Raw genomic sequence first — 25,154 nt, 5'->3', positions numbered from 1 at the left:
GTTAAGGCAGTACTTCCCGAAAGGAACCGACCTTGCGGATCACTCGCAAGCCGCGCTCAATGAAGTCGCAAGGCAGCTAAATAGCCGCCCTCGGAAAACGCTAGACTACGAAACACCGGCAGAACGATTTAGCCAATCTGTTGCATCGACCGGTTGAATCCACAGCTAGAAGCTGCCATTGCGAAGATGCATTACGATGCACGCCTACCGTTAGATCATTAGAGTTAACCCATGCAATTCCATGGCTTCGCGTTCGGGCATATCGAGGTTGAGATTCACGACCGTGCGTACGATCTGCATAACTTCTACCAAGCCAGCGCCATCAATTACGACATCGTGGGGCGGTCGCTTGTGCTTAGCTTTACTCGACGGACTGAAGCTTGGGTGCCGACCGAAGAAGCACGCAAGATTACTATCAGCTTCTATGAGGTCGACTACTTTTCAGCGAGTGGGCGGGATGAAAACCCAGTTGACGGCGACGATTGTGTTATTCATTCGATTGGAGCGGTGGAGTCCGACTCCGAGACACAAGCCTTCTGCCTCACGGATAACATCCAACCAGATCATCACCTTGTCATGTGCTTCGAGTCTGGTCTGACATTACGAGTACAGGCCGCTGAAGCACGGTGCGAAATCGTTTTCTGAGCGGTATAAAACTATGGTCCTTGACGTCTGTTTTGCGTCGAAAACCGTCAATCTTACATCTACTAAACTGGGGCGATTCACCTCTCGCTAAGCAAGGAAACCAGTATGAGCAACATTCGTGCGATCGGCAGAGAAGGGGACTGATTTATTTTCTGAGAAATAAATCAGTCCCCTTTTTTGTCCCCTTTTTTGGGTTTAAAAAGGATGTTTAGCCAAGTTCGTATTCGTGTACAGTCCTGTTAACAATGTACATTTTTGGCTCAGCAGGAACTAAAGTTTCGCCATCAAAAAATACAAAATTTTTCCCGTTTCCGAATGAGCTGTTGAAAATTATTCCATCGAACTTTGCTTCACTCTTGATGAATTCGCAAAGAAACTGAGTAGGAATATAGTCAAGATTCCCATTTTCCGGCCTGACTGGCTTGGATAGTTCTTCGGAAAATAGCTCAAGGAGTCCAAGAAATCCTAACGCGGTGGATAACTGTTCCTCTCCAAAAGCAGAGGCAGAGCACAGCTTTCGCGGAGACGTCAAGTCTAAAACAGAGAGTTCCCGGAGTGGCGTAATCTCCGATACATATACACAGCTTGAGTTGCTAGGCCTTACTTCGCTGATGCACGTTTGTAACGTATCTGCAACGTACAGGTAAGGAATCCCTAGTGGATTCGCTCTGCCACCCGTAACTCTCTCGCGAGGTGGGCAGCCCATTTGGTTAGCGCCCAATGGGGCTTCCGATATTCTGGCTCTGAAGAAGCTTTCTCTTTCATTGACAGGAGTTTTTAGCTGTTCCAGGAGTTGAAATAAAACCGCCTCTGTACCATCGGTAGTTGACCTGCTGAACAATGATGAGTGAATGGTAGCCTTTGGAAAGAAGCGGTTCTTATGTTTGAGTTCAAGCTTGAACTCCTCCCACTGCCCCGTATATGTGGCAACGTTAAAATCGAACTGTAACCGCTGATCAGCCGCCCCCTCGCCAAAAATATCGTTGATTAATGCAGATGGTTGGCGAACTTGCTCGCTAAAGAGCCCATAAAATTCTAGGATTCGAGAGAATTTATGTCCATTCTCATCCGCAGATAATCCGTAGGTAAAAAGTTCGAGTTTGTCGCTTAAAATCGCCGGGTCTATACAGGACACTTGATTTGAGCCGCAGTAACTGCAGCGATTGATTTCCCCTTCGGAAATAATCTTCGCCACGATAACTGAGTCTTGAAAGCATCGAACGCAGCATCTAGGCATTAATCACCCCGAACAAATTCGCAGGTAGTCTCAATGTGATGTTTCATTGAGTATTTCTTTACCTGGCCTAATCCAGGGAATGGATTTCCGCGAAGGCTCAGGAGCTCCTGAAGGCCTCGCGTCTCAATAAAAACTCCAGAGTTATCAACTATAAAGTCAGAGACTTTCTCAAGCGCCGACTTAAATTTACCCCCCGGGTTTGCAGGTGAGTCGTCATTGAAAGACGAAAAGTGCCGAACATACATCGCATCAAACTCGTCATTATCAATGTAACTAAGATGTATTGTTACTACGTATGCCGGCCCCCCGGCTTCACTATACTCCTCACTCAAGATAGTATAATCGCCAAACCCTATTGCATTTTTATAAGTTCTCCACTCAGTGTGAAGGGAGGAATAAAAGGATTTTTCTTTATAGTCAGCATTTCGCACCTTTTTTTCAAAAAAATCGCCGAAAAGCACAACATTTCTTAAGCGGGATATCGCGCCTGAGTGGGCTCTATCTTTGTTTACGAGGACGCAACTGGCTTCTTGCAATTGGTCTAATAGAGCTTTATCTATTCCGCTCTCAATAAAGACGGCGCTATCAGGAAGTGAAAGCCCAAGCTTTTTTAGTAAAGATAAATCTTCAACGCTTTTTGCTTTTATGCATGGAGTAAATTTTGCGGTGCTTTTTATTAACTCAAGTAATCCAACGGAGCCGTTAGCGAAGTCACCTATGGTCGGATTTATTATAACTAGAGGGACTATTCCTGAATCGGATAGTACTTCAATCGTCTTGATTAGGGGGGCGAGATTACCTCTAACGGGCTCAATCACAGGACGAATTATGTCAGGTTGAATATACCCTGCTAACTCTCTTAGAGCGATTAGCTCAAATTGCTTTCCTCGTAGAATCGGGTAGTACATAAAGCATCCTTACTAAAGATTTTATTTAAATTTTCTACAAGACCACGCCTTTGATCGGCTCGAAGCTTGAAACCTATTCCTGCCATTAATAATGAGCGAGGAAGTGAAAGTACATAGTTCTTCTCAACTTTCCTGCTTTGCTTCAAAGTAGAGCAAAATGCTTCTCGAACATCTTTAGAAGGAGAGTTTTTAAGAATCTCCTCGCAAACAGAAAAAATTTCCGTATTTGGGTAGTCGATGTTTGCCTTGGAGACTTTTGAGGCAATTTTTTTGTACTCGTCCACCCGTAAAGATCGCATCAATACCGAGACGTCGAGCGGGTCATTTGATGTCTCTGCCTCTCGAATTACGCGTAAGCTTTTTTTAGATGTTAGCTCAATAATTCCAATGTCATTCCAGCAAAGGTTCTGAACTTTAGTTAAGTGGGCTTTACCTACGACAACATATGTTTTATCAAAAATTTTCCGATAAAATGAGAGTTGCTCTGGTAATCTATCTAGGTTGTCAAAGTCAGATTTTATTTCGTAGCAGGTAGAGCTGCCATTCAATATTACACAATCGGCCTTGCTACGCCCAACTCTGAATTCCGGTAGAACCGTTGCAGTGTTAACGGAATGCCGCCCGAGCAACAGCCTTTCAGCGACTGTATTTTTATAAAAATATTCGCTTCTATAGTCTCTTGAAAGCTCGGAATATGCATGGTCAATAACTTCGGCTACAGTGAAGTTGCCTTTAAGCGAGTCTCGGTAGTGTGCCGCGATATCCAGCAGATAAGAAAAATTTCCAGATGCAATCTCAGCAATACGCTTGCTTGAGAAAAGCCTTGCTGCATCCCTTGTGGTTAACAATTTATTCGCCTCACACACTGTTCTTGCTGCAGTCTACGACCATGTTCATCATCTCCAAGTCTGCTCTGCTCTGTGCCAGTTTAAGTGCGCGCTTGGACAAAAATGCCGAGAAAGCGTGCCGGTTGTCGGATTCCGGCGGCTTTCCCCAAAGTGGAATATACCAGCCCGTCCACCATGATGGGCAGAAGGTAGGTTTCTGCCAATAGCGACTCATGATTAGCTTAACTTGCTGAAATGATCGCCAGCAAGGAGCACCGAAATCATGGTGGAAGGCAAAAATCCATTTTCCCTACTCGAACGGTTAGCTTTTGGCCGACGGTCGCTTGCCATGTCCGCTTCTGGCCGAAAGCAGCCGGTCAAAAACAAAGGGTGAGGGCCGTTCCTGAGCCACCCGTTTAACCATCCCAAAAACCACGTTTAAAAGACACCATCCGTTACGCCCTAAAGGCTACACAACCTTGCGTCATTGCCTACGACTACGCCAGAATCCGCCGGCTTGTGCGTCTAGGGTGCGGGTTTTATCGTTCCATGGTCACTGAAAAACAGTGATCGGGTTTGGTAGCCCGAGTTAACTAGTCGCATAGCGCATCGTTCGCAGACCTCTTCGGGTCTCTGCTTAATGGTGGCCATGCGCAGGGCACCTTCAGGTGCGCCGGGTTCCTAGTTACCGGTCTACCAACCCGCGTATTGGCCGCCACCCTTCGTTTGGTAGCGAGGGTGAAGGCTCCTTATCAATAATTAGGAGTTTCACCATGATCAAACCAACACCCAACCCACCCGAAACCGACCCGGTTTCCCCCTATCAATTCCCCGATTCCCGAACCCTCAACGAAGCCGCCGAACGCGCCCTCGATCATTACCTCACCCCACAACAACGCATCATGGGCAGTCACACCAAACACGATCCCATGTTCCTGGCCAACCCGGCCTACAACAGCGAGTCCCTCCTGGCCAATGCCAGTGAATCCCTCGATTCCGCCAGCGAAATGCTCAGCAACTTCGCCGCGATCCTGGAGCCCGCCCACCGCAAGACTGCGCTGGGTATCGCGCAGGTGGTCATGGTTGCGGGGCTGGCGGTGAATCAGGCGCTGGATCATGTTGAGGTGAAGACGTGATCGGTTGATGGCTGTCGCTCAATAGCCGGAAAGAAAATGGCCGAGGTTGTCAGGTGTGACTGACGACCTCGGCCATTTTTCTTTTTTCCTGCACCTCTCAACGTTCGAACAAAGGGGAAGCCTCGTCAGTCCGCGATATCTACACTTTCCCCACCACTTGACGCGCATCCCGCCGCACCGCCTGCGGAGGCACGCCGAATCCTCGAATGAACGCTTCCCGCATATGGCGCCGATCGCGAAAACCGGATTCGCTGGCGATCACATCGAGGGAATGTCGGCTCTGTTCGATCATCAATCGAGCGGCCTCCAGGCGCAGGCCTTCGATGGCTTTGGCGGGGGATTGGCCGGTTTCTGCGCTGAATATGCGGGTGAACTGGCGAGGGCTCAGGTGTGCCACGCCGGCCAGTTCTTCGACGCTGAGCGGTCGGTTCAAATGTTGCCGCGCATAGTTCAGTGCGCTTTGGATGCGGTCGGATTTGGGTGCCAGGTCGAGCATTTCCGAATGCTGCGACTGGCCGCCGGAGCGGTGCTGGTGCATCACCAGTTTGTGCGCCACGGAGCGCGCGACCTCGGCGCCCAGATCTTTCTCCACCATTCCGACGGCAAGGTCGAGGCCGGCGGTCATGCCCGCGGAAGTCCAGAAGGGGCCGTCGACGATATAGATACGGTCGACGTCGACGCTGATTTCGGGATGGCGCTTCTGCAAGGCCTGCGCGTAGGCCCAGTGGGTTGTGGCGCGGCGTCCGGTCAGCAGGCCGGCTTCGGCGAGGATGAAGCCGCCGGTACAGATGCCGACGGTGCGCCGTGCCTGATTGCCGGCCTGGCGCACGAAGTCGAGTACAGCGGAGGCTGTGTCGGTTTTTACCGGATCGTTGACCCCGACAACGATCCAGGTGTCCGCCAGCCCGGGTGCCTCGAGCGGGCGGGTTTCCATGGCCAGCCCCAGCGAGGAGCGCACCATGCCGCCGTCCGGCGAGAAGTTTTCGATGCTATAGAAGGGCGCTTCGGCGATCTGATTGGCGAACTCGAATACGGCTTGAGTCGCCAGGGAGAGCACCTGAAAACCGTCGGTGAGCAAGTAGCCGATGCGATGCATGGTGATTTCTCGGATGTCCTGAATCCATACCATATACGTCATTTGAGATATGGCCAAGCCGTCGCATTCTGTTCTCCAGTACTTCCCACAACCCTGGAGACTCGACATGACTCAATCCCGCCTCGGTACCGCCCTGATTACCGGTGCTTCGTCCGGCATCGGTGCCATCTACGCTGAACGCCTGGCCCGCCGTGGCCATGACCTGATCCTGGTCGCGCGCAATCGCGACCGCCTGAATGTCCTGGCCAAGCGCCTGAACGAAGAAACCGGTCGCCACGTTGAAGTTCTGGCGGCCGATCTCTCCGACCGGGCCGATCTGGCAAGGGTCGAAGATCGCCTCAAAACGGACGCCAACATTTCTTTGCTGGTGAACAATGCCGGAGTTGGCGCGACTCATCCGTTGCTGGAGTCGGACGTCGACAAGCTCGACGACTTGCTCACGCTCAACGTGAACGTGTTGATGCGCCTGACGTATGCGGCCGTTCCAGGCTTTGTCGCCCGTGGCGGCACGCTGATCAACATTGCCTCGATCGTGGCCATCGCCCCGGAGGTGTTGAACGGTGTTTACGGCGGCTCCAAGGCTTTCGTCCTGGCGTTCAGCCAATCCTTGCGTCACGAACTGGCGGATAAAAATGTCCGGGTCCAGGTGGTGCTGCCCGGCGCAACGGCCACCGAATTCTGGAGCGTGGCCGGCACTCCACTGGAGCATCTGCCGGAAGCCATTGTGATGCGGGCGGACGACATGGTGGACGCTGCACTGTCCGGCCTCGACCAGGGCGAGTTCGTCACCATCCCGGCACTTCCCGAAATCGCCGACTGGAATGCCTACGAGGCGGCGCGTCAGAAGCTGATGCCTGATCTGTCGCGCAGTGCGCCGGCTGCTCGCTATCGCGACTGACGTTCGACGCAGGCATCGATTCGCGAACGAAGGGGGCTACGAACATAGGGGCCGAAATTACGGGGTGAAGTTCTCACTCCGCACGCGTCAGGCTTGAACGACCGTGCAAAACTCCTATGATGCAAAGGGCCTGCGCCTGTGGCTTGCAACCGGCGACGCCCCCTTCGTTTCCCAGTGAGATCGCCCCTCGTGGAGTCTATTCCAGACGCTTTGCATGAATCACTCATGACCCGGTTCGTGTTCGGGCCGTTTTGCGTCGTTCCAGGTAAAAGGCTGCTGACCAGAAACGGGGTGCCGGTGGAAATCGGCGGTCGGGCGCTGGATCTGCTGATTGCCTTGCTCGAGCAGCCGGGGCGGGTGCTGTCCAAATACGATCTGATCGAAAAGGTGTGGCCCGACAGTGTGGTTGCCGAAGGCAGTCTGCGCTTTCACATGACGGGCCTGCGGCGGATTCTCGGGGATGGCGAGGAGCATGCGCGTTATATCGCGACCCAGGTGGGTGTGGGTTATGCCTTTGTGGCGCCGCTGGAAAGGCAACTGTCCGGGGTTCAGCCGACGCCTACGGAGACCGGGCATCTCAGGGCCGCTTGCAGCCTGCCGCCGCGGGCGAAGCTGATCGGTCGTGAAACCGACCTGCAACTGGTCGTCGATCACCTGCAGCAGCCCAGGTTGTTCACCCTCGTCGGTCCCGGTGGCGTCGGCAAGACCAGCCTCGCCATCGAGGTGGCGCATCGCATTGCGGCCCAGGGTTACGAACGCGTCTGCTTCGTCGACCTGGCCCAGGTGGAAGACAGCACGCTGGTGCCTTCAGCACTGGCCCGGTCGCTGGACATCGCCGTGCAGGCCGAAGATCCGATGTTCGTGTTGCTGGCGCATTTGCGCGAACAGCGGCTGATGCTGGTCATCGACAATTGCGAACACCTGATCGACGCCGTATCGACCCTTCTGGAGCAGATCAGCGACAGCGCGCCCGACGTGGGCATTCTGGCAACCAGTCGCGAGCCGTTGCGGGTGCGTGGCGAATACGTGCATTGGCTCAATCCGCTGGAGTTTCCTCGCGAGTCCCGGCACCTGTCCACTCAGGAGCTGCTGGCATTCGCAGCGATCAAACTGTTTGTCGAACGCGCGTCGTCGAGCAATGCGGCGTTGCTGCTGGAGGCGGATGGCGGGCAAATGATCGCGGATATCTGCCAGCGTCTGGAAGGCATGGCCCTGCCGATCGAACTGGCGGCGATGCGGGTTGCCAGCCACGGCCTGAAGGCCACGCACGCCTTGCTCGGCGAGCGGTTTTCACTGGGCTGGTCGGGGCGCCGGACGGCAGTACCGCGGCACCAGACGCTGCGCTCCATGCTCGACTGGAGTTACGACCTGTTATCGGTGCCGGAGCGTCTGGCGCTGGAGCGGTTGTCGGTGTTTGTCGGGCCGTTCTCTCAAGAGGCGGCGTCCCAGGTGGTTGCCGAGTCTCAGTCCGAAGGCCCTGCGGTGGCGGCGATCCTCGATGATCTGGTGTGCAAGGGGCTGGTCACGGTCGATCACAGTGATTCGATGGACTCCTATCGGCTGCTCGAGATGACACGCGCCTACGCCCGGGAAAAACTGGCGGCCCGGGGCGACGCCGAAGTGAACTCGCTGGCCTTCAGGCATGCGGCATATTACATGGATCTGCTGGGGCATCCCGGCAACTCGCCCGATGAGTTTTTCCGCAACTTTGCGCGCCTTGCCAGTCAGTTGGGCAACGTGCGCAGTGCGCTGGAGTGGAGTTTCGGGCCCCATGGCGATCCGGGCCTGGCGTTGCCCCTGGCAGCGGCGAGTGCACCTCTGTTCCTGCATTTTTCCCTGCTGGTCGAGTGCCGGACCTGGTGTGCCCGGGCCGTGGAACTGCTCGAACTGGGGTACTACGGCACATCGACCGAAATGGAACTGCAGGCGGCGCTCGGGCTGGTGCTGATGTTCACTCAGGGCAACAGCGAAGCAGCCGAGAAGGCCTTGCTCCGGGCGCTGGACATCGCCGTTGCGCTTGATGACCACGGCTCGCAGTTGAGGCTGCTTGGCCGCTTGCAGATTTTCTACGAACGCATTGGTGATTTCCCTTCGTCGCTGGCGTGGGCGGAGCAGGCAGCCGTGGTCGGCAACCTCTTGAATCAGCCGGCGGCCATCGCAATCGCTTCATCGCTGACCGGCATCTCCCATCATCTGCTGGGTGATCAGCGTCTGGCGCGGCAGGAGCTGGAACGCTCGCTGCGCAACAGTTTGCCGTCCCATCCCAGCCACACCATCTATTACGGCTTCGATCACCGCAATCGCACCGGGCTGGCACTGGCCCGTTCGCTGTGGTTGCAGGGCTTTCCCGATCAGGCCCGACACTGGGCCGAGCTGATAGAAGCCGAAGCGTCGGCGCTTCAGCATCCGGTCACCTACTGCATCGCCATGGTCTGGATTCTGTGCATCTACATCTGGACCGGCGATCTGGAGAAAGCGGCCGCCAGCCTTGAACGGTTCAGTGCCGTGGCCGAGACCAACGCCCTGGGCCCTTATATTGCCGCCGCCCATGGCTTGCGGGCGGCGATTGCGATCCGCGCCGAACAGCCTGGCGATGCGGTGCCGCTGCTGGAAGAAAGCCTGGCGCGGCTGCGTGGCATGCGCTACGAACTGCTTACGACATCGTTTGCAATCGCGCTGGCCGAGGGCCTGATTCTGGGCGGGCAACACGCGAAGGCGCTGATGCTGGTGGACGGCACCATCGATCACTGTCGTCAGAGCGGCGACGCCTTCGCGCTGCCGGAACTGCTGCGGATCAAGGCCGGAATTCTCAAAGAAATCGATGGCGAAAATGTCCAGGCCATCACGACTCTTCTTGAGGCATCCATCGCGCTGAGCCGCGATCAGGGGGCCTGGGCATGGGAGTTGAGGACTTCGATGGATCTGGCCAGGCTCTGGCTGGAACAGGGAAGGGCGGAGCAGGCCAAGGCGTTGCTCAGCGCGTGTCGCGATCAGGTCTCGGAAGGTTTCGACACCCTTGACCTGCGCCGGCTGGAAAGCCTCTGGCAAAGCCTTGGCGTCACGTGGGGGTGATCAGCGCCGCCATTTTCACCAGATCTGCCAGCGAACGGGCTTTCATCTTGCGCATGACCTTGCCCCGGTGGGCCTTGACTGTGATCTCGCTGATCTCGAGGTCTGCGGCGATCAGTTTGTTCAGACGACCGCTGACCACCGCGGCCATGATTTCCTGTTCGCGGGGCGTCAGGGTCTTGTAGGCCTCAAGCACGGAATGCAGGGCTTTTTCACCTTCCAGAGCTGCGCGGCTGCCTTCGAGCGCATCGCCCATGGCGGTCAGCAGCTCATCTTCGTTGAACGGTTTGGTCAGGAACTCCACCGCACCGGCTTTCAAGGCCCGCACCGTGCGCGGAATGTCTCCGTACCCGGTGATGAAGATGATCGGCATGTTGTAGCGCTCGTCAGCCAGCGACGTCTGCAGATCCAGGCCGTTCAAGTCAGGCAGGTTGATATCCAGTACCAGACAACTGGGGACCCGCGCGCGGGGCTCGGCGAGAAAAGCCTGCGCGGATTCGAAGAGTCGCGGCTGCCAGCCGGCGCATCGGATCATCAGCTCCAGCGACTCGCGTACGGAGACGTCGTCATCCACAACGAACACCACAGGCGTGACATCACTCATCGGCAATGCTCCGTGGCCGGGGGACACTGTGTGATTCGAGTTCAACATGTCGATTCCTTTTCTTTACCGCTTCGCGTTCAGTCGAGGGGCAGGGCAGCGCTCAGTGCCTTGATCAGTTGCGCTTCACTGAAAGGCTTGAACAGGCACTCCACCGCGCCGGTATTCAACAGCTTTGCCTGTTGGCTGGCGTCGGCGTGAGCGGTGATGAAAATCACCGGAATGCGATAGCCGCGCCGCAGCAGTTCCTTATGCAGATCCGGCCCGGACATGCCCGGCATGGCCACATCGAGAATCAGGCAATCGGTCAGGCCGAGATAAGGCGACGCCAGAAACGCCTGCGCCGAGGCGAACGCCTGGACAGCGAATCCGAACTCCCTGATCAGGTCAGGCAGCGATTCACGAACCGACTCGTCATCATCGACAACCGATACGAGCAAGTACTTACCCATCAGTGATTCTCCATGACGCGATCACAGGCCTCGCGGTTGTCGGCATTCGGGATTGAAAAGGCAAACGTCGCACCCGGGCCGTCGTGGGCAGAGGCCCGGAGTTGCCCGTCGTGGTGTTCGATGATGGAGCGACTGATCGACAGACCGACCCCCATGCCCGAGCTTTTGGTGGTGTAGAAGGCATTGAAAATCCGTTCCATGTCCTGTGGATCGACCCCGGTGCCGCTGTCCTTCACCGCCAGATAAACGCTCCGGTCTTGCTCCTGGCCGGTGCTGACGATCAAGTCTCTGGAGCGACCGGTGATGGTGCTCATGGCTTCGACGGCGTTCATGATCAGGTTGAGTATCACCTGTTGAAGCTGGACCCGGTCGCCCCTGACCGGCGGCAGGGCCTCGGCGAATCGAGGATGAAGCACCACGCCGTTGCGTTGCAGCTCGCCCAGCAGCATGGCGATGACTTCCCGTGCGGCGTCATTGAGGTCGACGTTTTCAATCGTGATGCTTTTTTTCGAGAACAACGCTCGCAAGCGGTTGATCACATCGGCCGCCCGATTGCCGTCGCGAATGGTGCGGCGTGCGGTTTCCAGGGCTCCGTCGACATTCGGCGGATCGGCTCCGAGCATGCGCAGGCAGGTGCTGGCGTTGGTGATGATGCCGGCCAGCGGCTGATTGACCTCATGGGCAATGGACGCGGTGACTGCCCCCAGGCTGGCGACTCTGGCCAGATGCGTCAGTTCGGAACGGGCCTTGGCCAGAAAGGCTTCCGCCTGCTTGCGGTCTTCGATGTCGGTGTTTTCGCCATACCAGCGCACGATCCGGCCCGCCTCATCGCGCTGGGGCACGGCGCGAATCAGAAACCAGCGATAAATGCCGTCGAAGCGCTTCAGGCGAGCCTCGTACTCACCGGCATTGCCCGAGTGCAGAAGCGCCTGCCAGTAACCGCCCAGTCCGGGAGCGTCGTCGGGATGGATCGATGCCACCCAGCCATCGCCGCACGCCTCTTCAAGCGACATGCCGGTGTAATCGCACCACCGCCGGTTGACGAATCCGACGCTGCCTTCGGGCGAAGCGCTCCAGACGAATCCGGGAACGGCATCGATGATGCCGCGCAGGCGCTCCTCCGAGCTGCTGACCTCCGCGAGGGCTTTGGCGATCAAGACCTTGTCCCGTCGGCGCTCGTCGATATCGACCTGCAACACGCACCAGCGAGTGATGGTGCCTTCGCTGTTTCTGACCGGCAGGCCGCGCACATGAAACCAGCGATAGACGCCGTCGGCGCGCCGAATACGATGCTCGATATCGTAGGGTGTGCCGGTGCCGACCGAATGCATCCACGCTGCGCTGACCGATGGCAGATCGTCCGGGTGCAAGGTGTCGCTGGCCTGCCAGTTTTTCAGCTCATCGAGGGGGATGCCGATGTAGTCCAGGATTTGCCGGTTGACCTGCTCCAGCTCACCGGACGGTGTCATGAAGGCGACCATGGCCGGAATGCTGTCGATGATCGAGTCGGCCTCGGACATTGGCAGGCCCCCGTCATTGACGTGGCCTGGACCGTCTTCGATGACGCGCTCCCGCTCGTTCGCCATGTCGATTCTCATTGTGCAGTCACCGTTGAACAAAGATGCGCCTTCTGATGGCACTCGCCCATCATACTTTGGTGTCGCTTGCCGCGAATATCGGCCGACCTCGCGCATTGCGATGCGCATCACAGACCGCCCGGGGCTTTTGTAAGCCACTGTATCTACGGCCCCTCAAGCCACACAAGCATGCAAATGAGCCTGTTCGCGAAACTGCGCGGATACACCACCCGGCCACCCTTGGTGCTGGTTTCAACGCCCTCCGGCGATTGAATGAAGACAACGTGACGTCCGCGCTCCTGCCACCCGAACGGCAGCAGGACAGGTCGTCCCTGTGGCAGGGCAGAACACAATGAAAGCAGTCGTGATCCAGGCCTTTGGCGGGCCCGAAGTCTTGACGGTGCAAGACATTCAATTGGCTGATCCGGGACCCGGACAAGTCCTGGTCAAGGTCATGGCGGCGGGTATCAATTTCATGGACACCGGTGTCCGTCGCGGCTTTGGCGCTGCCTCGGAGCTGCCGCTGACGCCGGGTGCGGAAGGCGCCGGCATTGTTTCAGCCGCCGGACCGCTGGTAACGGAGTTCGCTGTCGGTGACCGCGTGGCCTGGCATTACGTGCCGGGCAGCTACGCCGAACAGGTGATCGCCCCGGTCAGCCAGTTGGTGCCGTTGCCGGACGAGATCGACTTTAGCACCGCCGCCAGCCTGATGATGCAGGGCCTGACCGCCAGCAATCTGGTGCACAAGGTGCATGCGATCCAGCCGGGTGATGTGGCATTCGTGCACGCGGCGGCAGGGGGCGTGGGGCTGATGCTGACTCAGTTGATCAAGCTGCGGGGCGGCAAGGTCATTGGCCGGGTGTCCCAGGTCGACAAGGTGGAGGCGGTGCTCGCGGCCGGGGCTGACTACGTAGTGATCGGGCGCGCGCACAACATTGCCGGCCAGGTCATGCGCCTGACGGAGGGGCAGCGGGTGAATGTGGTGTACGACGGCACCGGTGCGGAGGGCTTCGCCGAATCGTTGAGCCTGCTGGACCATTTCGGCACCCTGGCCTTGTACGGGCCGTTCATGGACCCGATCCCGCCGATCGATATCTTCAGCGTGCCGCGCAGTATCAAGCTGACGTATCCCTCGGTCATGCACTTCGTGCGCAACCGCGAGCTCCTGCTGGAGAAGTCCCGGCAACTGTTCGCGTGGGTCAGCACCGGCAAACTGAAAACCTTCATCGGCCAGCGTTATTCACTGGACGGCGCGCAGCAGGCCCATCGCGATATCGAGTCGCGCAATACGACGGGCAAGCTGATCATTGTTCCTTAGTGCCACGCCAGATCAGCAGCGCTGCCAACAGCTGACTGCCGGCGAAGAACGTGAACAGCTCTTGCGCGGTCCATCGGGCATCCAGCAGAAAACCGGCGACTATCGGCGAAATGATCGCCCCCAGGCGCCCCATCGCCAGCACCACGCCGACGCCGGTCGTACGGACTGACGTGCAAAACGCCTGAGGGGCCAGGACATACAGGGCGGCGACCGCACCGTTGAGCATCAGGCCAAGAGTGACGGCCACGAGCGCGGCCAGACCGGGCACGTGCGAGGCCGGCACCATCAGTGGCAACAGGGCGGCGTTGAGCAGCAGGAAACCCGACGATAATCGCCGGCAGCCATACCGATTGGCCGTCAGTCCCAGCAACAGGGCGCCGAGCATGCCCCCCGACGCCAGCAGAACGCCGATCCGCGCGCCTTGCCGATCGGTAAAACCGTTGTGCACGAGAAGACTCGGGGTCCAGCTCATCACGAAGTAAAAGCAGAACATCAACAGAAAGAGTGCCAGCGCCAGCGACGTGGTCTGTTGCCACTGACCGGACGAAAACGGTCGGATTGCCTTGTCAGGCGACGTTGGAGCGACAGGCCCACGGCGTTCAAGCGCCAGAAATGACGGCGACTCTCGCAACCAGAAGACCCCCGCCAACGTCGCCGCCAGCGTGATACAGCCACCCGCGAGAAAGACATACCGCCAGCCCATGAAATCATTCAATACGTGAGCCAGCACCCCGCCCAGGCTGGCGCCCATGGCGAAGGCGAGGGACTGCAACGCGATGGCCAGGTTGCGCCGCTGCGCGCTGGCGTGCTCGAACGTCAGCACGTTCGCCCCCACCAGTACCGCCCCCGTGCCGATGCCGGTCAACAATCGCAAAAGCATCAATACGTGATGATCCTGGCTCCAGAACGACAGCAACATGCTCAGTCCGCCGAGCAGCAGGCCGGCGAGCAATAACGGCCTGCGCCCGAAGTGGTCGGCCCTCGGCGCGGCCAACAGCGAACCGAGCGCCATCCCGACCAGGCTCGCGCTCAACAACAGGCCCGTTTGCGCACCGTTCAACGTCCACTCCGCTGACACCCGGCTGGCGGTGAAGGCCATGGCCATCACGTCCAGACCGTCGATCACGTTGAACAGCATGCACAGCCCGATCACCCACCACTGCGAAGTGGTCGATGACGTGCCGCACGGGCGTTCGAGCGCTGTTTCCCCACGCATCCGCAATCCTTGTTCTGCCAGGTCATTCGAATGGGCCGGCTCGCCGAGCCGTATCCCCGCCGCATTTTGCCCGTTAACCGCTGCTGAATTCGAGCGCGATTTTGCGCGTCATACCAAGGTATCGACCGACACCATCGTGTAATCGCTGCGAGGGTGGCGGGGTGGTCTGATCCGATTGGCGATGCCTTTCGAATAATGACTACAAGGAGATCTAACATGGTTGCGGTTACGTTCGGTTCCACATGGCGCCATTGCCTGGCGTCAGCCATCAGAAGAGGGGCCCTGGGCCTTGCCGTGCTGGCAGGCAGCAGCGGCGCCTGGGCCACCGGCCCGACAACCGATCAGTCGCAAGCCATTCGCCCGTACCACGTTCATGTGGATGAAGCGAAATTGACTGATCTGCGCAAACGCATCGCCGACACCCGTTGGCCGGACAAGGAAACGGTCAACGACGTGTCCCAGGGCGTGCAACTGGCCCAGGTCGAGGCCCTGGTGAAGTACTGGGGCAGCGGTTATGACTGGCGCAAGGCAGAGGCGAAACTCAACGCCTTGCCGGAGTTCGTGACCACGATTGATGGCGTCGACATTCAGTTCATCCATGTGCGCTCCCGCAACCCCAACGCGATGCCGCTGATCCTCACCCATGGCTGGCCGGGTTCGCAATTCGAGTTCCTCAAGACCATCGGCCCGCTGACCGATCCCGTGGCCTATGGCGGCAAGGCGGAGGACTCGTTCGACGTGGTGATTCCGTCGATTCCCGGTCACGGTTTTTCCGGCAAGCCGACCGAACTCGGCTGGGGTCCGGACCGGGTGGCGAAGGCCTGGGATGTGTTGATGAAGCGTCTGGGTTACACCCACTACGTATCTCAGGGGGGCGACCACGGTTCGGTGATCTCTGATGCGCTGGGCCGTCTGGCACCGCCCGGTTTGCTGGGCATTCACTTGAACATGCCCGCCACCGTGCCGCCGGAACTGGTCAAGCCGATCAATGGCGGAGACCCGGCCCCGGCTGGGCTGAGCGGCCCGGAACTGACGGCGTTCAACTCGCTCAGCAAGTTCTTCGGGCGCAACGCGGCCTATGGCGCAATGATGGTGACCCGACCACAGACCATCGGTTATCTGCTGGCGGATTCGCCTGCCGGCACGGCGGCGTGGATGTATGAAAAATTCGCCGCCTGGACCGACAGCGACGGTCAGCCCGAGAAGGTGTTGAGCCGCGATGAAATGCTCGATGACATCAGCCTGTACTGGCTGACCGACAGCGGCGCCTCGTCCTCCCGTTTCTACTGGGAGAACAACAACAATAACTTCAGTGCCGCCGCGCAAAAGACCGCGGACATCAAGGTGCCGGTGGCGATCACCGTGTTCCCCCACGAAATCTACCGTGCGCCGAAAGTCTGGTCGCAGCGGGCCTATCCATCGCTGGCCTACTTCAGCGAGGTCAGCAAGGGCGGCCACTTTGCGGCATGGGAGCAACCGCAATTGTTCAGCGAAGAACTGCGCGAAGCCTTCCGGCCACTGCGCGCGGCTGCGCAGAAAACTGCGGCTCAGGCCGCGCGCTAGCCCTGCAATCGGCAATTCCTTCAACGCTAAGCCCTTCAACGCAAGCCCTTCAACCAAAGCCCGGAACCGCCGCCCGGCGGTTCACGAGGGAGACTCGGCATGACTGACCATAACGCTGTAACTCAATCCCGGCGCGTGCTCGCCGTTTCGATGCTGGCGCTTGCGCTGGGCATCGCCTCGGCCTACGCCAGCGCCGCCGAAGTACCCGGCGGCAAGATCGACGCGATCACCGCCGGCAGCAACGTTTCTTTCGGCGCGCTGAAGCACGTCAAGGCAGGATTGCTGGACGTGTCGTACGCGGAAACCGGCCCCGCCGACGGGCCGGTGGTGATCCTGCTGCACGGCTGGCCCTACGACATTCACAGCTACACCGACGTGGCCCCGGCACTGGCGCAGAAAGGCTATCGGGTTCTGATCCCCTATGCGCGCGGTTATGGCGATACGCGCTTTCTGTCGGCCAAAACCGTGCGCAACGGCCAGCCCTCGGCGCTGGCGAAGGATCTGATCGACTTCATGGACGCCTTGAACATCAAGCAGGCGGTACTCGGCGGGTACGACTGGGGTGCGCGCACCGCCGACATCGTCGCCGCGCTCTGGCCGGAACGGGTGAAAGCGCTGGTGGCGGTGAGCGGTTACCTGATCGGCAGCCAGGACGCCGGCAAGACACCGTTGCCGCCGGCTGCCGAGTTGCAGTGGTGGTATCAGTTCTATTTTGCGACCGAGCGCGGTCGTCTGGGTTACGAGAAAAACACCCATGACTTCGCGAAACTGATCTGGCAATTGGCGTCGCCGAAATGGAACTTCGACGATGCGACCTACGACCGCAGCGCCGCCGCGTTGCAGAACCCGGATCACGTCGCCGTGTCGATCTTCAACTACCGCTGGCGTCTGGGGCTGATCAAAGGGGAAGCGCAATACGATCCGCTGGAGAAAAAACTGGCGGCATTCCCCTCGATCGGCGTGCCGACCATCACCCTCGAAGGCGACGCCAATGGTGCGCCGCACCCACCGGCCGAGGCCTACGCCAAACGCTTCACCGGCAAATACGAATACCGGCTGGTCAGCGGCGGCATCGGCCACAACTTGCCGCAAGAGGCGCCGCAGGCGTTCGCTCAGGCGGTGATCGATGCCGATCATCTCTGATTGCCGGCCTGAGGGGATCCGACGATGAAACTCAACCATTGGGCCGTGTTGCCGGCGGCCATTGCACTTGCCGCGCTGGCCGCCACCGGTGTCGCGTTGGGCGAGGCCGACGATGGCGACGCCTCGCCGATCTACGGCGTGAAGCTGCCGAAAAACTATCGCCAGTGGGCGCTGATTGCCCCGGCCCAGGAAGCCGCGCCGCTGGATGAACTGCGCGCGGTGCTGGGCAATGACCGGGCGATCAAGGCTTACCAAAGCAAGACGCTGCCGTTTCCCGACGGCACGGTGCTGGTCAAGCTGGCGTGGAAACACGTGCAGTCGCCGGAGTTCGAACCCGCCTCGATTCCGGGGGCGGCCACCACCGTTCAGGTGATGGTCAAGGACTCGCGCAAATACGCCTCGACCGGTGGCTGGGGATTCGGCCGCTTCATCAACGGCAAACCCGCCGATGAAGCCCAGCACCAGACCTGTTTCGCCTGCCATCAGGCGCGGGTGCAGAACCATGACTTCGTCTTCACCCGATACGCCCCCTGATCCCGTCACACAAGGAGTTGTTACATGAAAAGAACATTGACTGCGTTGACCCTCGCTGCCGGCCTGTGCCTGGGCGTGAGTGCCTTCGCCCAATCCGCCAAACCGACTGTGGTACTCGTGCACGGCGCCTTTGCCGACGCGTCGAGCTGGAACGGCGTGGCGAAAATTCTCGAGAAGGATGGCTACACGGTGATCGCCGCCGCCAACCCATTGCGTGGCGTCAAGAGCGATGGCGCGGCGGTATCGGCGTTGCTGAGCAGCATTCAGGCGCCGGTGGTGCTGGTCGGTCACTCCTATGGCGGCAACGTCATCAGTGAGGCGGCCAACGATCATGCCAATGTCAAAGCGCTGGTTTATGTCAGCGCCTTTGCGCCCGAGGCCGGTGAAACCGTTGCCGGGCTCGCCGGCAAGTTTCCCGGCAGCACCCTTGGCCCGACACTGGCGGCACCCGTCGCACTGGCCGATGGCGGCAAGGACTTGTACATCCAGCAGAGCAAGTTTCACGATCAGTTCGCCGCCGATGTCCCGGCTGCACAAGCGGCACTGATGGCTGCAACCCAACGCCCGGTCACCGAAGCGGCGCTGAACGAGCAGGCCGGCACGCCTGCCTGGAAGCACATTCCGTCGTGGTACATCTACGGCGACAAGGACAGGAACATCCCGCCCCAGGCGATGGCGTTCATGGCCAAACGTGCCGATGCCAAGGCAGTCGAGGTGGTGAAGGGCGGCTCTCACGTGGTGATGGTGTCGAACCCGGCACCGGTGGCCCGATTGATTGAAAAAGCCGCTGCGGGCAACTGAAACCCTGCGACGTGCCGAGGCGCGTCGCAGGTCTGTCACCCTCGGCTCAGGCAGCGGACACCTGTGGCGATGCTGCCGGTGTCACTCTGAGCAGGGGGGTGATGCCGAGCATCAACAGCAGAACCGCGAACAGCAAGGTGTACGCCGGGCCATAGTGTCCGGCGTATTCGCGCAAAGCACCAAAAAACAGCGGGCCGAGCGCGGCGATCAGGTAACCGATGAACAGCATGAACACCGTCCACAATCCGGCCTGTTCGCTGGTGCTGGCGTGATCCAGCGGCAAGGTCATGGCCACGGTGAAGCCCATGCCCAGCCCGATGGCTGCGAGCACCACATAAAGCATCGGCCAGTACGCCGGCAGAAACGCCATGCCGCCCAGCCCCAGCAGGGCCAGCAACGCCGACAGCCCGAGCAGGCCGCGCCGGTCGTGGGCCTTGCCCGGAATCAGCCCCGCACCCACGCTGGCGACGGCGAACACCGCCGTAAAAATGCCCAGCAGGACGCCCGGGGAAACACTCGACGTGGCCGCTTCCACCGACGCTGGCGCCATCCAGGCGAAGAGGGCGTAAACCACGAATTGACCGGCACCGAAATTCAACGCGATCAACCACGCCTGCGGATTGCCCCACGGCAGGCGCTTGCGCTGGTGCGACGGCGATTTCACCACTGGTGCCGATGTCGCAAAACGCCGTGCCATCCACACCCAACTGGCGATGGCGGTGACACACAGCACGCTCCAGATACCGGCGCTGACCCGCCAGTCCTGCGCCAGTTCGGCAATCGGCGCGCTGAGCACTGCCGCGAGGGTCGCGCCCAGGCTCAATCCGCCGGCATAGATGCCCATGAACAGTGCCGGTCGTTGCGCAAAGTGAGTCTTGATCCACGCACCGGTCATTGCACCGGCGACTGCAATGCCGACGCTGGCGAAGAACGTACTGCCGAGCAGGAAAAATGCATTCGGCGAGAGCGCCCGCAGCAAGGTCGAGGCCCCCAGCAGCGTCAGTGCGACAACCACACTGCGATCGATCCCGAAGCGTCTGGCCAGGCTCGGAACCACCAGCGCGAACACGCCCATGCAGATGTCGGGGATCGAGGTCAGCAGCGCGGCCTGGGTGTAGCTCAACTGAAAGTGCTGCTGGATCAACAGCAGTATCGGCCCCACCGAAATGATCGGCGGCCGCAGGGCGATGGACAGGATCAGCAGGCCGATCACCGCCGTAATGGCCTGCTGGCTGCTGGAGAGATTGCGGGTGATTGCCATGGGAAAAGCCTCATTGATGAACAATGAGCGCAAGGCTAACAATGGGCCGGCCATGGCAAATGCCAGGATTTGTCGTCAAAGTGACAATCGTGGCCTTACGACGATCAAGGGCTGTTTTCAGGAGACTCCACGCGATGAAACAAGAGGTGCGCAAGGTCGTCGCCAGGCTTGAGCCCGCGCCGCGCAGCGAACGTTATCCCGACTATCAGGATGTGCCACGGGTGATGACCGTGCTGGTGCGCGATCAGGCCACCGGCGAATACAACGAACCGCACGTGCATCGGCACGGGCAGTTGCTGTATGCCTCGAACGGCGTGATGCGGGTGGCCACCGAACGCGGGTTGTGGATCCTGCCGCCGAAGCGGGCGCTGTGGATTCCGCCCGGAATGATCCACGATCAGTTGATGCTGAGCGCAGTCAAGATGCGCTCGATCTACATCGAGCCGCAGGTCTGCGCCGGGCTGGGCCATCACTGCAAAGTGCTGGAGATCCCCGGACTGCTGCGCGAGTTGATTCTGGCCTTGGCCGACCAGCCGATCGAATACCCGCAGGAAGGGCGCAACGCGCACATCGTGGCGTTGATACTCAGTGAACTGCAGGCGGCGCGGACGTTGCCGATCGAAGTGCCGTGGCCGGTCGACAGGCGACTGGTCACGGTGTGTGAGGCGATTCTGCAGGACCCCGGACAAGACCATTCGATCGGCTATTGGGCAGACCGGGTTGGCGCCAGCTCCCGTACGCTGATACGCCTGTTCGTCAATGAAACCGGCCTGAATTTCCGCCACTGGCTGCAACAGGTGCGGCTGGCGACCGCCATCGACCGGCTCGACAAAGGGCAGTCCGTCGGCGTTATTGCCCGGGACCTGGGCTATGCCAGCCAGAGTGCCTTCAGTGCGATGTTCAGACGGGTGATGGGTGAATCGCCCCGTGAGTTTCTCGTTCGCGATTAGAGCGTTCTGCCGATTCCGATACCTTTGTATTCTGTCGTCGAAGGGAGGCGGGTGTTATCAATGACGCTGCTGTTGCAGGTGCATTGAACGCCAACCCTCGTTCCGCGAGGAACCTTCGAAGAGTGAGAATCCTGATGCTTTTATACCTATCGACCTGGTCCGAAATCGCCCAATTCCTCGAACGCAGCCGCACCATCGTCATCCCGATTGGCTCCAACGAGCAGCACGGGCCGACCGGCCTGCTGGGCACCGACTGGATGTGCCCGGAGATCATCGCCCATGAAGCGCAGAAAAGTGCAGACATCCTGATCGCCCCGACTTTCAATATCGGCATGGCGCAACATCACCTCGGTTTCCCCGGCACCATTTCGCTCAGGCCTTCGACCTTCATCGCCGCCATCGCGGACTGGACCCGTTCGCTGGCCGCCCACGGCTTTGAAAAGATCTTTTTCCTCAATGGCCACGGCGGCAACATCGCCTCGATCGAAGCGGCGTTTTCGGAGCTGTACGCCGAGGCGAGTTTTGCCCGGCGCAAGGCCGGGTTCGCCCTGAAACTCTGCAACTGGTGGGATCTGGAAGGGGTGAACGAGCTGGCGCGTGACCAGTTCCCGACCGGCCACGGCATTCATGCAACGCCTTCGGAAATCGCCGTGACCCAGTGGGCCTATCCCGATTCCATCAAGTCGGCCGTTTATTCGCCGCAGATCGCCAACTGGGGCCCGATCCGCGAAGCCGCGGACTTCCGTGCCCGTCACCCCGATGGCCGCATGGGCTCGGACCCGGCCCAGGCTTCACCGGAAAAGGGCCGGCAATTGGTGGAAATGGCGGCTCGCGGTCTGGTGCAGGAGGTGCAGGCCTTCAGCCGCGAATCATTGCCTGACTGACCCGTACAAGCAACAACGCCCGGTTAATCCGGGCGTTGTTGTTTCGGCTCCGTCATTGCAGATCAGCCCAGTGCCTTAATGGCGTGCGCAATCCCTGCGCCATACGCCGGATCTGCCCGGGTGCAGTGGTCGATGTGTCGTTGTTTCGACGCTGCGCTGGCACCATGAATCGAGCGCGCGGTGTTATCGAACAGGGCCTGTTTCTGGGCCATGGTCATGGCCCGGAACAGCGCGCCGGGTTGCGAAAAACAGTCGTCGTCCTCCCGGTGATCCCAGTGCCCCGCGCTGCCTTTGAGGGCCAGCGGTGGCTCGCTGAAATCCGGTTGTTCGACCCATTGGCCATGGCTGTTGGGATCGTAGCCGGGGGTGCTGCCTGCATTCGAATCAGTGCGCATCTGGCCGTCCCGGTGATAGCTGTTGACCGGGCAGCGTGGGGCGTTCACCGGGATCTGATGATGATTGACGCCCACGCGATAGCGCTGTGCATCGCCGTAGGAGAACAGGCGGGCCTGGAGCATCTTGTCCGGTGAGAAACCGATGCCGGGCACGACGTTGGCCGGGTTGAAGGCTGCCTGTTCGACGTCGGCGAAGTAGTTGTCGGGGTTGCGGTTGAGTTCGAGTACACCGACTTCGATCAACGGGTAATCCTTGTGGGGCCAGACCTTGGTCAGGTCGAAGGGATTGATCGGGTACGTCTCGGCGTCCAGCTCCGGCATCACTTGCACGTAGAGCTTCCATTGCGGGAAGCGGCCTTCCTCGATGCTGGTGTACAGATCGCGCTGGGCACTTTCGCGATCATCGCCGATCAGTGTCGCGGCTTGCTGATCGGTCAGGTTCTCGATGCCTTGCTCGGTCTTCCAGGTGAATTTCACCCAGAATCGCTCGTTCGTCGGGCTGATGAAACTGAACGTATGGCTGCCGAAGCCGTGCATGTGGCGGTAGGTGCGCGGCAACCCGCGATCACTCATGACAATCGTCACCTGATGCAGCGCCTCGGGCAGCAGCGTCCAGAAATCCCAGTTGTTGCGGGCGCTGCGCAGGTTGGTGCGCGGATCGCGTTTGACCGCATGGTTGAGGTCGGGGAATTTCAGTGGATCGCGCAGAAAGAACACCGGCGTGTTGTTGCCCACCAGATCCCAGTTGCCTTGCTCGGTATAGAACTTGATGGCAAACCCGCGAATGTCACGTTCGGCATCGGCGGCACCACGCTCGCCGGCCACGGTGGAAAACCGGACGAAGATATCGGTGGTTTTGCCCACGCTGGAAAACAGTCTGGCCTTGGTATAGCGGCTGATGTCACGGGTGACGGTGAAGGTGCCGAATGCTCCCGAACCCTTGGCGTGCATGCGCCGTTCGGGAATGACCTCACGATCGAAATGCGCCAGCTTTTCCAGCAGCCATACGTCTTGCAACAGCACCGGGCCTCGCGGGCCGGCGGTCTGCGAGTTGTTGTTATCCACCACTGGTGCGCCGGCGGCGGTCGTCAGCTTTTTCATGCGCTACTCCTGGCTTTTGTCGGTTTGCCGCCATCACATCAAAAGCCTTGGGAGCCCTCTATTGCACCATGGTGTCGCTGCATGGCGGCAGGCGTGTTTGGCGTGTCGGCGTTTGGCCGTTCGGGAGCGGCAGATGGGGGATCAGGCGAGGGTGATGCTGACGTTGATGTTGCTGCGCGTGGCCTTGGAGTAGGGGCAATTCTGGTGCGCCGCTTCGATCAGCTGGAGCGCCACTTCCGGCTCGATCTCCGGCAACGACACGGCCAGGCGGGCCTGCAGGAAGAACCCGTGTTCTGCGTGTACGAGATCGACTTGAGCCTCCACCCCGGCGTTCGCCGGGAAGTCGATCCTGCGTGCGTTGCAGGCATGGCGCAGGGAACCGAGAAAACAAGCCGACCAGCACACCGCGAACAACTGCTCGGGATTGGTTCCCGTCCCCGGTGCGCCCGGTGGAGATAGCCTGAGATCAAGTCGACTATCGTGACTGCGTGCGGTCCCCTCACGGCCTCCTGTGGTGCAGGTCTGTGCGGTGTAGAGCGTTTTTTCGATGTTGATCATGGGCATTCTCTGGTGAAGATTTCACTGCGTCGAAAGATCGATGCAGGCTGAGCGTGGGGTGTCGTGACGTTCTGCGGCAGACGCACCCGCTAGCGGCGTGGGGTGGTCCGGCGCTGTGATGCCCCGATGGCCCAGGTTGTCGAGCAACGTGGATCGTGCAATCTCGATGAGCCATGCCCGAAACGGAAAGCCGGGGTCATGCCGGGCCTGCTCGAGATACAGGGTCTTGAAGGCTTGCTGGACGAGGCGGCCGGTGTCCTCGCGACTGATCCTTCCGGCCTGTACCTGGCCTTCGAAATAGGCGATGAGCAACGGTGTCACCGTCGCGAACAGTTGCTGGGATTCAGCCCTGTCATGCCTGACGGCGCCCGTGACCAAGGCATACAGTTCGTCGTTGCCGAGTCGGTCAGCCTCGCACAGGCAATGTTGGCGATAACCTTCAGCCATGATCGGATCCCTCGCAAAACCATCGTTCGACCGACCGCGACAACCCATGATGTCTGCAGGTTGCCTGACGTTCAGCGGTGAGCGTCAATCCTGCCCCCAGGACCTGATCGACTGCCAGTTATGCGTTGTTAGCGCTTGTTAGCGATGTGTGAATGATGTGATTGAAGTGACGACTGCCTGGCTGTCAGGCCGGGGTCTTGGCGTGGTTTTCCGGCAGTGGATGCCTGAAGGACGGGCAGGTTTGCGCGGGCGCATTTATGACAACCCGGTCGCTTGGCCATCATTCCGATGGCGTAGGAAACAACCGATATTTATTTCGCACTTTTCCTACATTTTGTTTGCCTCTCCAGCAAAAAACGTGGTTATTATCCGGCGGCGCTACGGGTCACAAACCCGGCGCCAGAAGATTGCCGTGCGTCTACAGACCCGGCAGTCGCAGCCGATCGGGACCACCCTGGCGCTGTCACCCACCGCGCAGGTTGTTCCTCGTCGTTGCCCCTCAAATGGAAGTCGAGGTTTCAATTGATCACGCGGTTT

The 25,154-nt window shown here is 59.4% G+C and carries 23 protein-coding genes and 1 pseudogene; 12 read left to right on the top strand and 12 right to left on the bottom strand.

What is annotated here, in order from left to right; genetic code table 11:
• Window positions 1-157 (top strand): annotated as a pseudogene (locus tag CAF87_RS29165) (IS30 family transposase); the annotation flags it as partial.
• A 74-nt stretch (window positions 158-231) separates the two neighbouring features.
• On the top strand, window positions 232-645 hold the full coding sequence (locus CAF87_RS28570) for a hypothetical protein (protein WP_085733924.1): 414 nt from the start codon (window positions 232-234) through the stop codon (window positions 643-645).
• 208 nt (window positions 646-853) lie between these two features.
• On the opposite strand, the gene CAF87_RS28565 is transcribed toward CAF87_RS28570, so the two are convergent.
• From CAF87_RS28565 to CAF87_RS29160, 3 genes are read right to left on the bottom strand one after another with little or no spacing between them, the layout of a single operon-like run.
• Entirely contained in the window at window positions 854-1,840 is a 987-nt protein-coding gene (locus CAF87_RS28565) for an RES domain-containing protein (protein WP_170929552.1), read from the bottom strand.
• A 41-nt stretch (window positions 1,841-1,881) separates the two neighbouring features.
• A complete protein-coding gene (locus CAF87_RS28560; RefSeq protein WP_085733926.1) occupies window positions 1,882-2,790 on the bottom strand; it encodes a sce7725 family protein in 909 nt (302 codons plus the stop codon).
• A complete protein-coding gene (locus CAF87_RS29160; RefSeq protein ID WP_170929553.1) occupies window positions 2,751-3,638 on the bottom strand; it encodes a sce7726 family protein in 888 nt (295 codons plus the stop codon). The genes CAF87_RS28560 and CAF87_RS29160 overlap by 40 nt, the downstream gene beginning before the upstream one ends.
• Before the next feature lie 752 nt (window positions 3,639-4,390).
• Between CAF87_RS29160 and CAF87_RS28555 the strand changes: the two genes are divergently transcribed.
• Entirely contained in the window at window positions 4,391-4,753 is a 363-nt protein-coding gene (locus CAF87_RS28555; RefSeq protein WP_085701843.1) for a DUF6124 family protein, read from the top strand.
• A gap of 139 nt (window positions 4,754-4,892) precedes the next feature.
• On the opposite strand, the gene CAF87_RS28550 is transcribed toward CAF87_RS28555, so the two are convergent.
• Complete coding sequence (locus CAF87_RS28550) at window positions 4,893-5,849, bottom strand: GlxA family transcriptional regulator (RefSeq protein WP_085734039.1); 957 nt, start codon at window positions 5,847-5,849, stop codon at window positions 4,893-4,895.
• Window positions 5,850-5,955: 106 nt separating this feature from the next.
• On the opposite strand from CAF87_RS28550, the gene CAF87_RS28545 reads away from it, so the two are divergent.
• The gene (locus CAF87_RS28545; protein WP_085733927.1) at window positions 5,956-6,747 is read left to right on the top strand and encodes an SDR family oxidoreductase; all 792 of its coding nucleotides are present in this window, start codon (window positions 5,956-5,958) and stop codon (window positions 6,745-6,747) included.
• 189 nt (window positions 6,748-6,936) lie between these two features.
• Window positions 6,937-9,819 carry a winged helix-turn-helix domain-containing protein gene (locus CAF87_RS28540; protein ID WP_085733928.1) on the top strand — a complete coding sequence of 961 codons (2,883 nt, stop codon included), beginning with the start codon at window positions 6,937-6,939 and terminating at the stop codon, window positions 9,817-9,819.
• Here the strand turns inward: CAF87_RS28540 and CAF87_RS28535 are convergent.
• The 3 genes from CAF87_RS28535 to CAF87_RS28525 form a co-directional block, all read right to left on the bottom strand.
• Window positions 9,806-10,420, bottom strand: coding sequence for a response regulator transcription factor (locus CAF87_RS28535; protein WP_085733929.1), 615 nt, complete (start codon window positions 10,418-10,420; stop codon window positions 9,806-9,808). The two genes, CAF87_RS28540 and CAF87_RS28535, sit on opposite strands and share 14 nt — an antisense overlap.
• Window positions 10,421-10,497: 77 nt before the next feature.
• On the bottom strand, window positions 10,498-10,869 hold the full coding sequence (locus CAF87_RS28530) for a response regulator (RefSeq protein ID WP_085733930.1): 372 nt from the start codon (window positions 10,867-10,869) through the stop codon (window positions 10,498-10,500).
• A complete protein-coding gene (locus CAF87_RS28525) occupies window positions 10,869-12,455 on the bottom strand; it encodes a PAS domain-containing sensor histidine kinase (protein ID WP_256576066.1) in 1,587 nt (528 codons plus the stop codon). Before CAF87_RS28525 ends, CAF87_RS28530 begins: the two co-directional genes overlap by 1 nt.
• A gap of 343 nt (window positions 12,456-12,798) precedes the next feature.
• On the opposite strand from CAF87_RS28525, the gene CAF87_RS28520 reads away from it, so the two are divergent.
• The gene (locus tag CAF87_RS28520; RefSeq protein ID WP_170929554.1) at window positions 12,799-13,764 is read left to right on the top strand and encodes a quinone oxidoreductase; all 966 of its coding nucleotides are present in this window, start codon (window positions 12,799-12,801) and stop codon (window positions 13,762-13,764) included.
• Here the strand turns inward: CAF87_RS28520 and CAF87_RS28515 are convergent.
• Window positions 13,751-14,980 carry an MFS transporter gene (locus CAF87_RS28515; protein WP_085733933.1) on the bottom strand — a complete coding sequence of 410 codons (1,230 nt, stop codon included), beginning with the start codon at window positions 14,978-14,980 and terminating at the stop codon, window positions 13,751-13,753. The genes CAF87_RS28520 and CAF87_RS28515 overlap by 14 nt on opposite strands.
• A 216-nt stretch (window positions 14,981-15,196) precedes the next feature.
• On the opposite strand from CAF87_RS28515, the gene CAF87_RS28510 reads away from it, so the two are divergent.
• From CAF87_RS28510 to CAF87_RS28495, 4 genes are all read left to right on the top strand, one after another.
• On the top strand, window positions 15,197-16,543 hold the full coding sequence (locus CAF87_RS28510; RefSeq protein ID WP_085733934.1) for an epoxide hydrolase family protein: 1,347 nt from the start codon (window positions 15,197-15,199) through the stop codon (window positions 16,541-16,543).
• A 99-nt stretch (window positions 16,544-16,642) separates the two neighbouring features.
• Complete coding sequence (locus CAF87_RS28505; RefSeq protein WP_085733935.1) at window positions 16,643-17,686, top strand: alpha/beta fold hydrolase; 1,044 nt, start codon at window positions 16,643-16,645, stop codon at window positions 17,684-17,686.
• Between the two features lie 24 nt (window positions 17,687-17,710).
• A complete protein-coding gene (locus CAF87_RS28500; protein WP_007958539.1) occupies window positions 17,711-18,220 on the top strand; it encodes a cytochrome P460 family protein in 510 nt (169 codons plus the stop codon).
• 24 nt (window positions 18,221-18,244) lie between these two features.
• Window positions 18,245-19,021 (top strand): alpha/beta fold hydrolase, encoded by a 777-nt coding sequence (locus CAF87_RS28495; protein WP_085733936.1) that lies wholly within the window; start codon window positions 18,245-18,247, stop codon window positions 19,019-19,021.
• Between the two features lie 46 nt (window positions 19,022-19,067).
• On the opposite strand, the gene CAF87_RS28490 is transcribed toward CAF87_RS28495, so the two are convergent.
• The gene (locus CAF87_RS28490) at window positions 19,068-20,282 is read right to left on the bottom strand and encodes a CynX/NimT family MFS transporter (RefSeq protein ID WP_085733937.1); all 1,215 of its coding nucleotides are present in this window, start codon (window positions 20,280-20,282) and stop codon (window positions 19,068-19,070) included.
• A 134-nt stretch (window positions 20,283-20,416) separates the two neighbouring features.
• Here CAF87_RS28490 and CAF87_RS28485 point away from each other — a divergent pair, with 134 nt between their 5' ends.
• The gene (locus CAF87_RS28485) at window positions 20,417-21,232 is read left to right on the top strand and encodes a helix-turn-helix transcriptional regulator (protein WP_085733938.1); all 816 of its coding nucleotides are present in this window, start codon (window positions 20,417-20,419) and stop codon (window positions 21,230-21,232) included.
• A gap of 134 nt (window positions 21,233-21,366) precedes the next feature.
• Window positions 21,367-22,116 (top strand): creatininase family protein, encoded by a 750-nt coding sequence (locus tag CAF87_RS28480; RefSeq protein WP_085733939.1) that lies wholly within the window; start codon window positions 21,367-21,369, stop codon window positions 22,114-22,116.
• A gap of 62 nt (window positions 22,117-22,178) precedes the next feature.
• Here the strand turns inward: CAF87_RS28480 and CAF87_RS28475 are convergent, their stop codons facing one another.
• The 3 genes from CAF87_RS28475 to CAF87_RS28465 form a co-directional block, all read right to left on the bottom strand.
• Window positions 22,179-23,612 (bottom strand): catalase, encoded by a 1,434-nt coding sequence (locus tag CAF87_RS28475; protein ID WP_085733940.1) that lies wholly within the window; start codon window positions 23,610-23,612, stop codon window positions 22,179-22,181.
• A 141-nt stretch (window positions 23,613-23,753) separates the two neighbouring features.
• On the bottom strand, window positions 23,754-24,170 hold the full coding sequence (locus tag CAF87_RS28470; protein ID WP_085733941.1) for an organic hydroperoxide resistance protein: 417 nt from the start codon (window positions 24,168-24,170) through the stop codon (window positions 23,754-23,756).
• A gap of 21 nt (window positions 24,171-24,191) precedes the next feature.
• A complete protein-coding gene (locus CAF87_RS28465; protein WP_085733942.1) occupies window positions 24,192-24,617 on the bottom strand; it encodes a hypothetical protein in 426 nt (141 codons plus the stop codon).
• Window positions 24,618-25,154 lie beyond the last annotated feature (537 nt).

Origin of the sequence: Pseudomonas sp. R38(2017) (assembly GCF_002112395.1) — a bacterium.
Taxonomy (GTDB): Bacteria; Pseudomonadota; Gammaproteobacteria; order Pseudomonadales; family Pseudomonadaceae; genus Aquipseudomonas.
The sequence above is the reverse complement of the archived record's forward strand: the minus strand, read 5'-3'. Positions and strand labels throughout refer to the sequence as shown.

Bases quoted from the DNA above. Each gene is read 5' to 3' on its own strand.
- CAF87_RS28570 (WP_085733924.1), top strand. From the start codon at position 232: ATGCAATTCCATGGCTTCGCGTTCGGGCATATCGAGGTTGAGATTCAC.
- CAF87_RS28560 (WP_085733926.1), bottom strand. From the start codon at position 2,790: ATGTACTACCCGATTCTACGAGGAAAGCAATTTGAGCTAATCGCTCTA.
- CAF87_RS28555 (WP_085701843.1), top strand. From the start codon at position 4,391: ATGATCAAACCAACACCCAACCCACCCGAAACCGACCCGGTTTCCCCC.
- CAF87_RS28550 (WP_085734039.1), bottom strand. From the start codon at position 5,849: ATGCATCGCATCGGCTACTTGCTCACCGACGGTTTTCAGGTGCTCTCC.
- CAF87_RS28545 (WP_085733927.1), top strand. From the start codon at position 5,956: ATGACTCAATCCCGCCTCGGTACCGCCCTGATTACCGGTGCTTCGTCC.
- CAF87_RS28535 (WP_085733929.1), bottom strand. From the start codon at position 10,420: ATGAGTGATGTCACGCCTGTGGTGTTCGTTGTGGATGACGACGTCTCC.
- CAF87_RS28530 (WP_085733930.1), bottom strand. From the start codon at position 10,869: ATGGGTAAGTACTTGCTCGTATCGGTTGTCGATGATGACGAGTCGGTT.
- CAF87_RS28525 (WP_256576066.1), bottom strand. From the start codon at position 12,455: ATGGCGAACGAGCGGGAGCGCGTCATCGAAGACGGTCCAGGCCACGTC.
- CAF87_RS28520 (WP_170929554.1), top strand. From the start codon at position 12,799: ATGAAAGCAGTCGTGATCCAGGCCTTTGGCGGGCCCGAAGTCTTGACG.
- CAF87_RS28515 (WP_085733933.1), bottom strand. From the start codon at position 14,980: ATGCGTGGGGAAACAGCGCTCGAACGCCCGTGCGGCACGTCATCGACC.
- CAF87_RS28510 (WP_085733934.1), top strand. From the start codon at position 15,197: ATGGTTGCGGTTACGTTCGGTTCCACATGGCGCCATTGCCTGGCGTCA.
- CAF87_RS28505 (WP_085733935.1), top strand. From the start codon at position 16,643: ATGACTGACCATAACGCTGTAACTCAATCCCGGCGCGTGCTCGCCGTT.
- CAF87_RS28500 (WP_007958539.1), top strand. From the start codon at position 17,711: ATGAAACTCAACCATTGGGCCGTGTTGCCGGCGGCCATTGCACTTGCC.
- CAF87_RS28495 (WP_085733936.1), top strand. From the start codon at position 18,245: ATGAAAAGAACATTGACTGCGTTGACCCTCGCTGCCGGCCTGTGCCTG.
- CAF87_RS28490 (WP_085733937.1), bottom strand. From the start codon at position 20,282: ATGGCAATCACCCGCAATCTCTCCAGCAGCCAGCAGGCCATTACGGCG.
- CAF87_RS28485 (WP_085733938.1), top strand. From the start codon at position 20,417: ATGAAACAAGAGGTGCGCAAGGTCGTCGCCAGGCTTGAGCCCGCGCCG.
- CAF87_RS28480 (WP_085733939.1), top strand. From the start codon at position 21,367: ATGCTTTTATACCTATCGACCTGGTCCGAAATCGCCCAATTCCTCGAA.
- CAF87_RS28475 (WP_085733940.1), bottom strand. From the start codon at position 23,612: ATGAAAAAGCTGACGACCGCCGCCGGCGCACCAGTGGTGGATAACAAC.
- CAF87_RS28470 (WP_085733941.1), bottom strand. From the start codon at position 24,170: ATGATCAACATCGAAAAAACGCTCTACACCGCACAGACCTGCACCACA.
- CAF87_RS28465 (WP_085733942.1), bottom strand. From the start codon at position 24,617: ATGGCTGAAGGTTATCGCCAACATTGCCTGTGCGAGGCTGACCGACTC.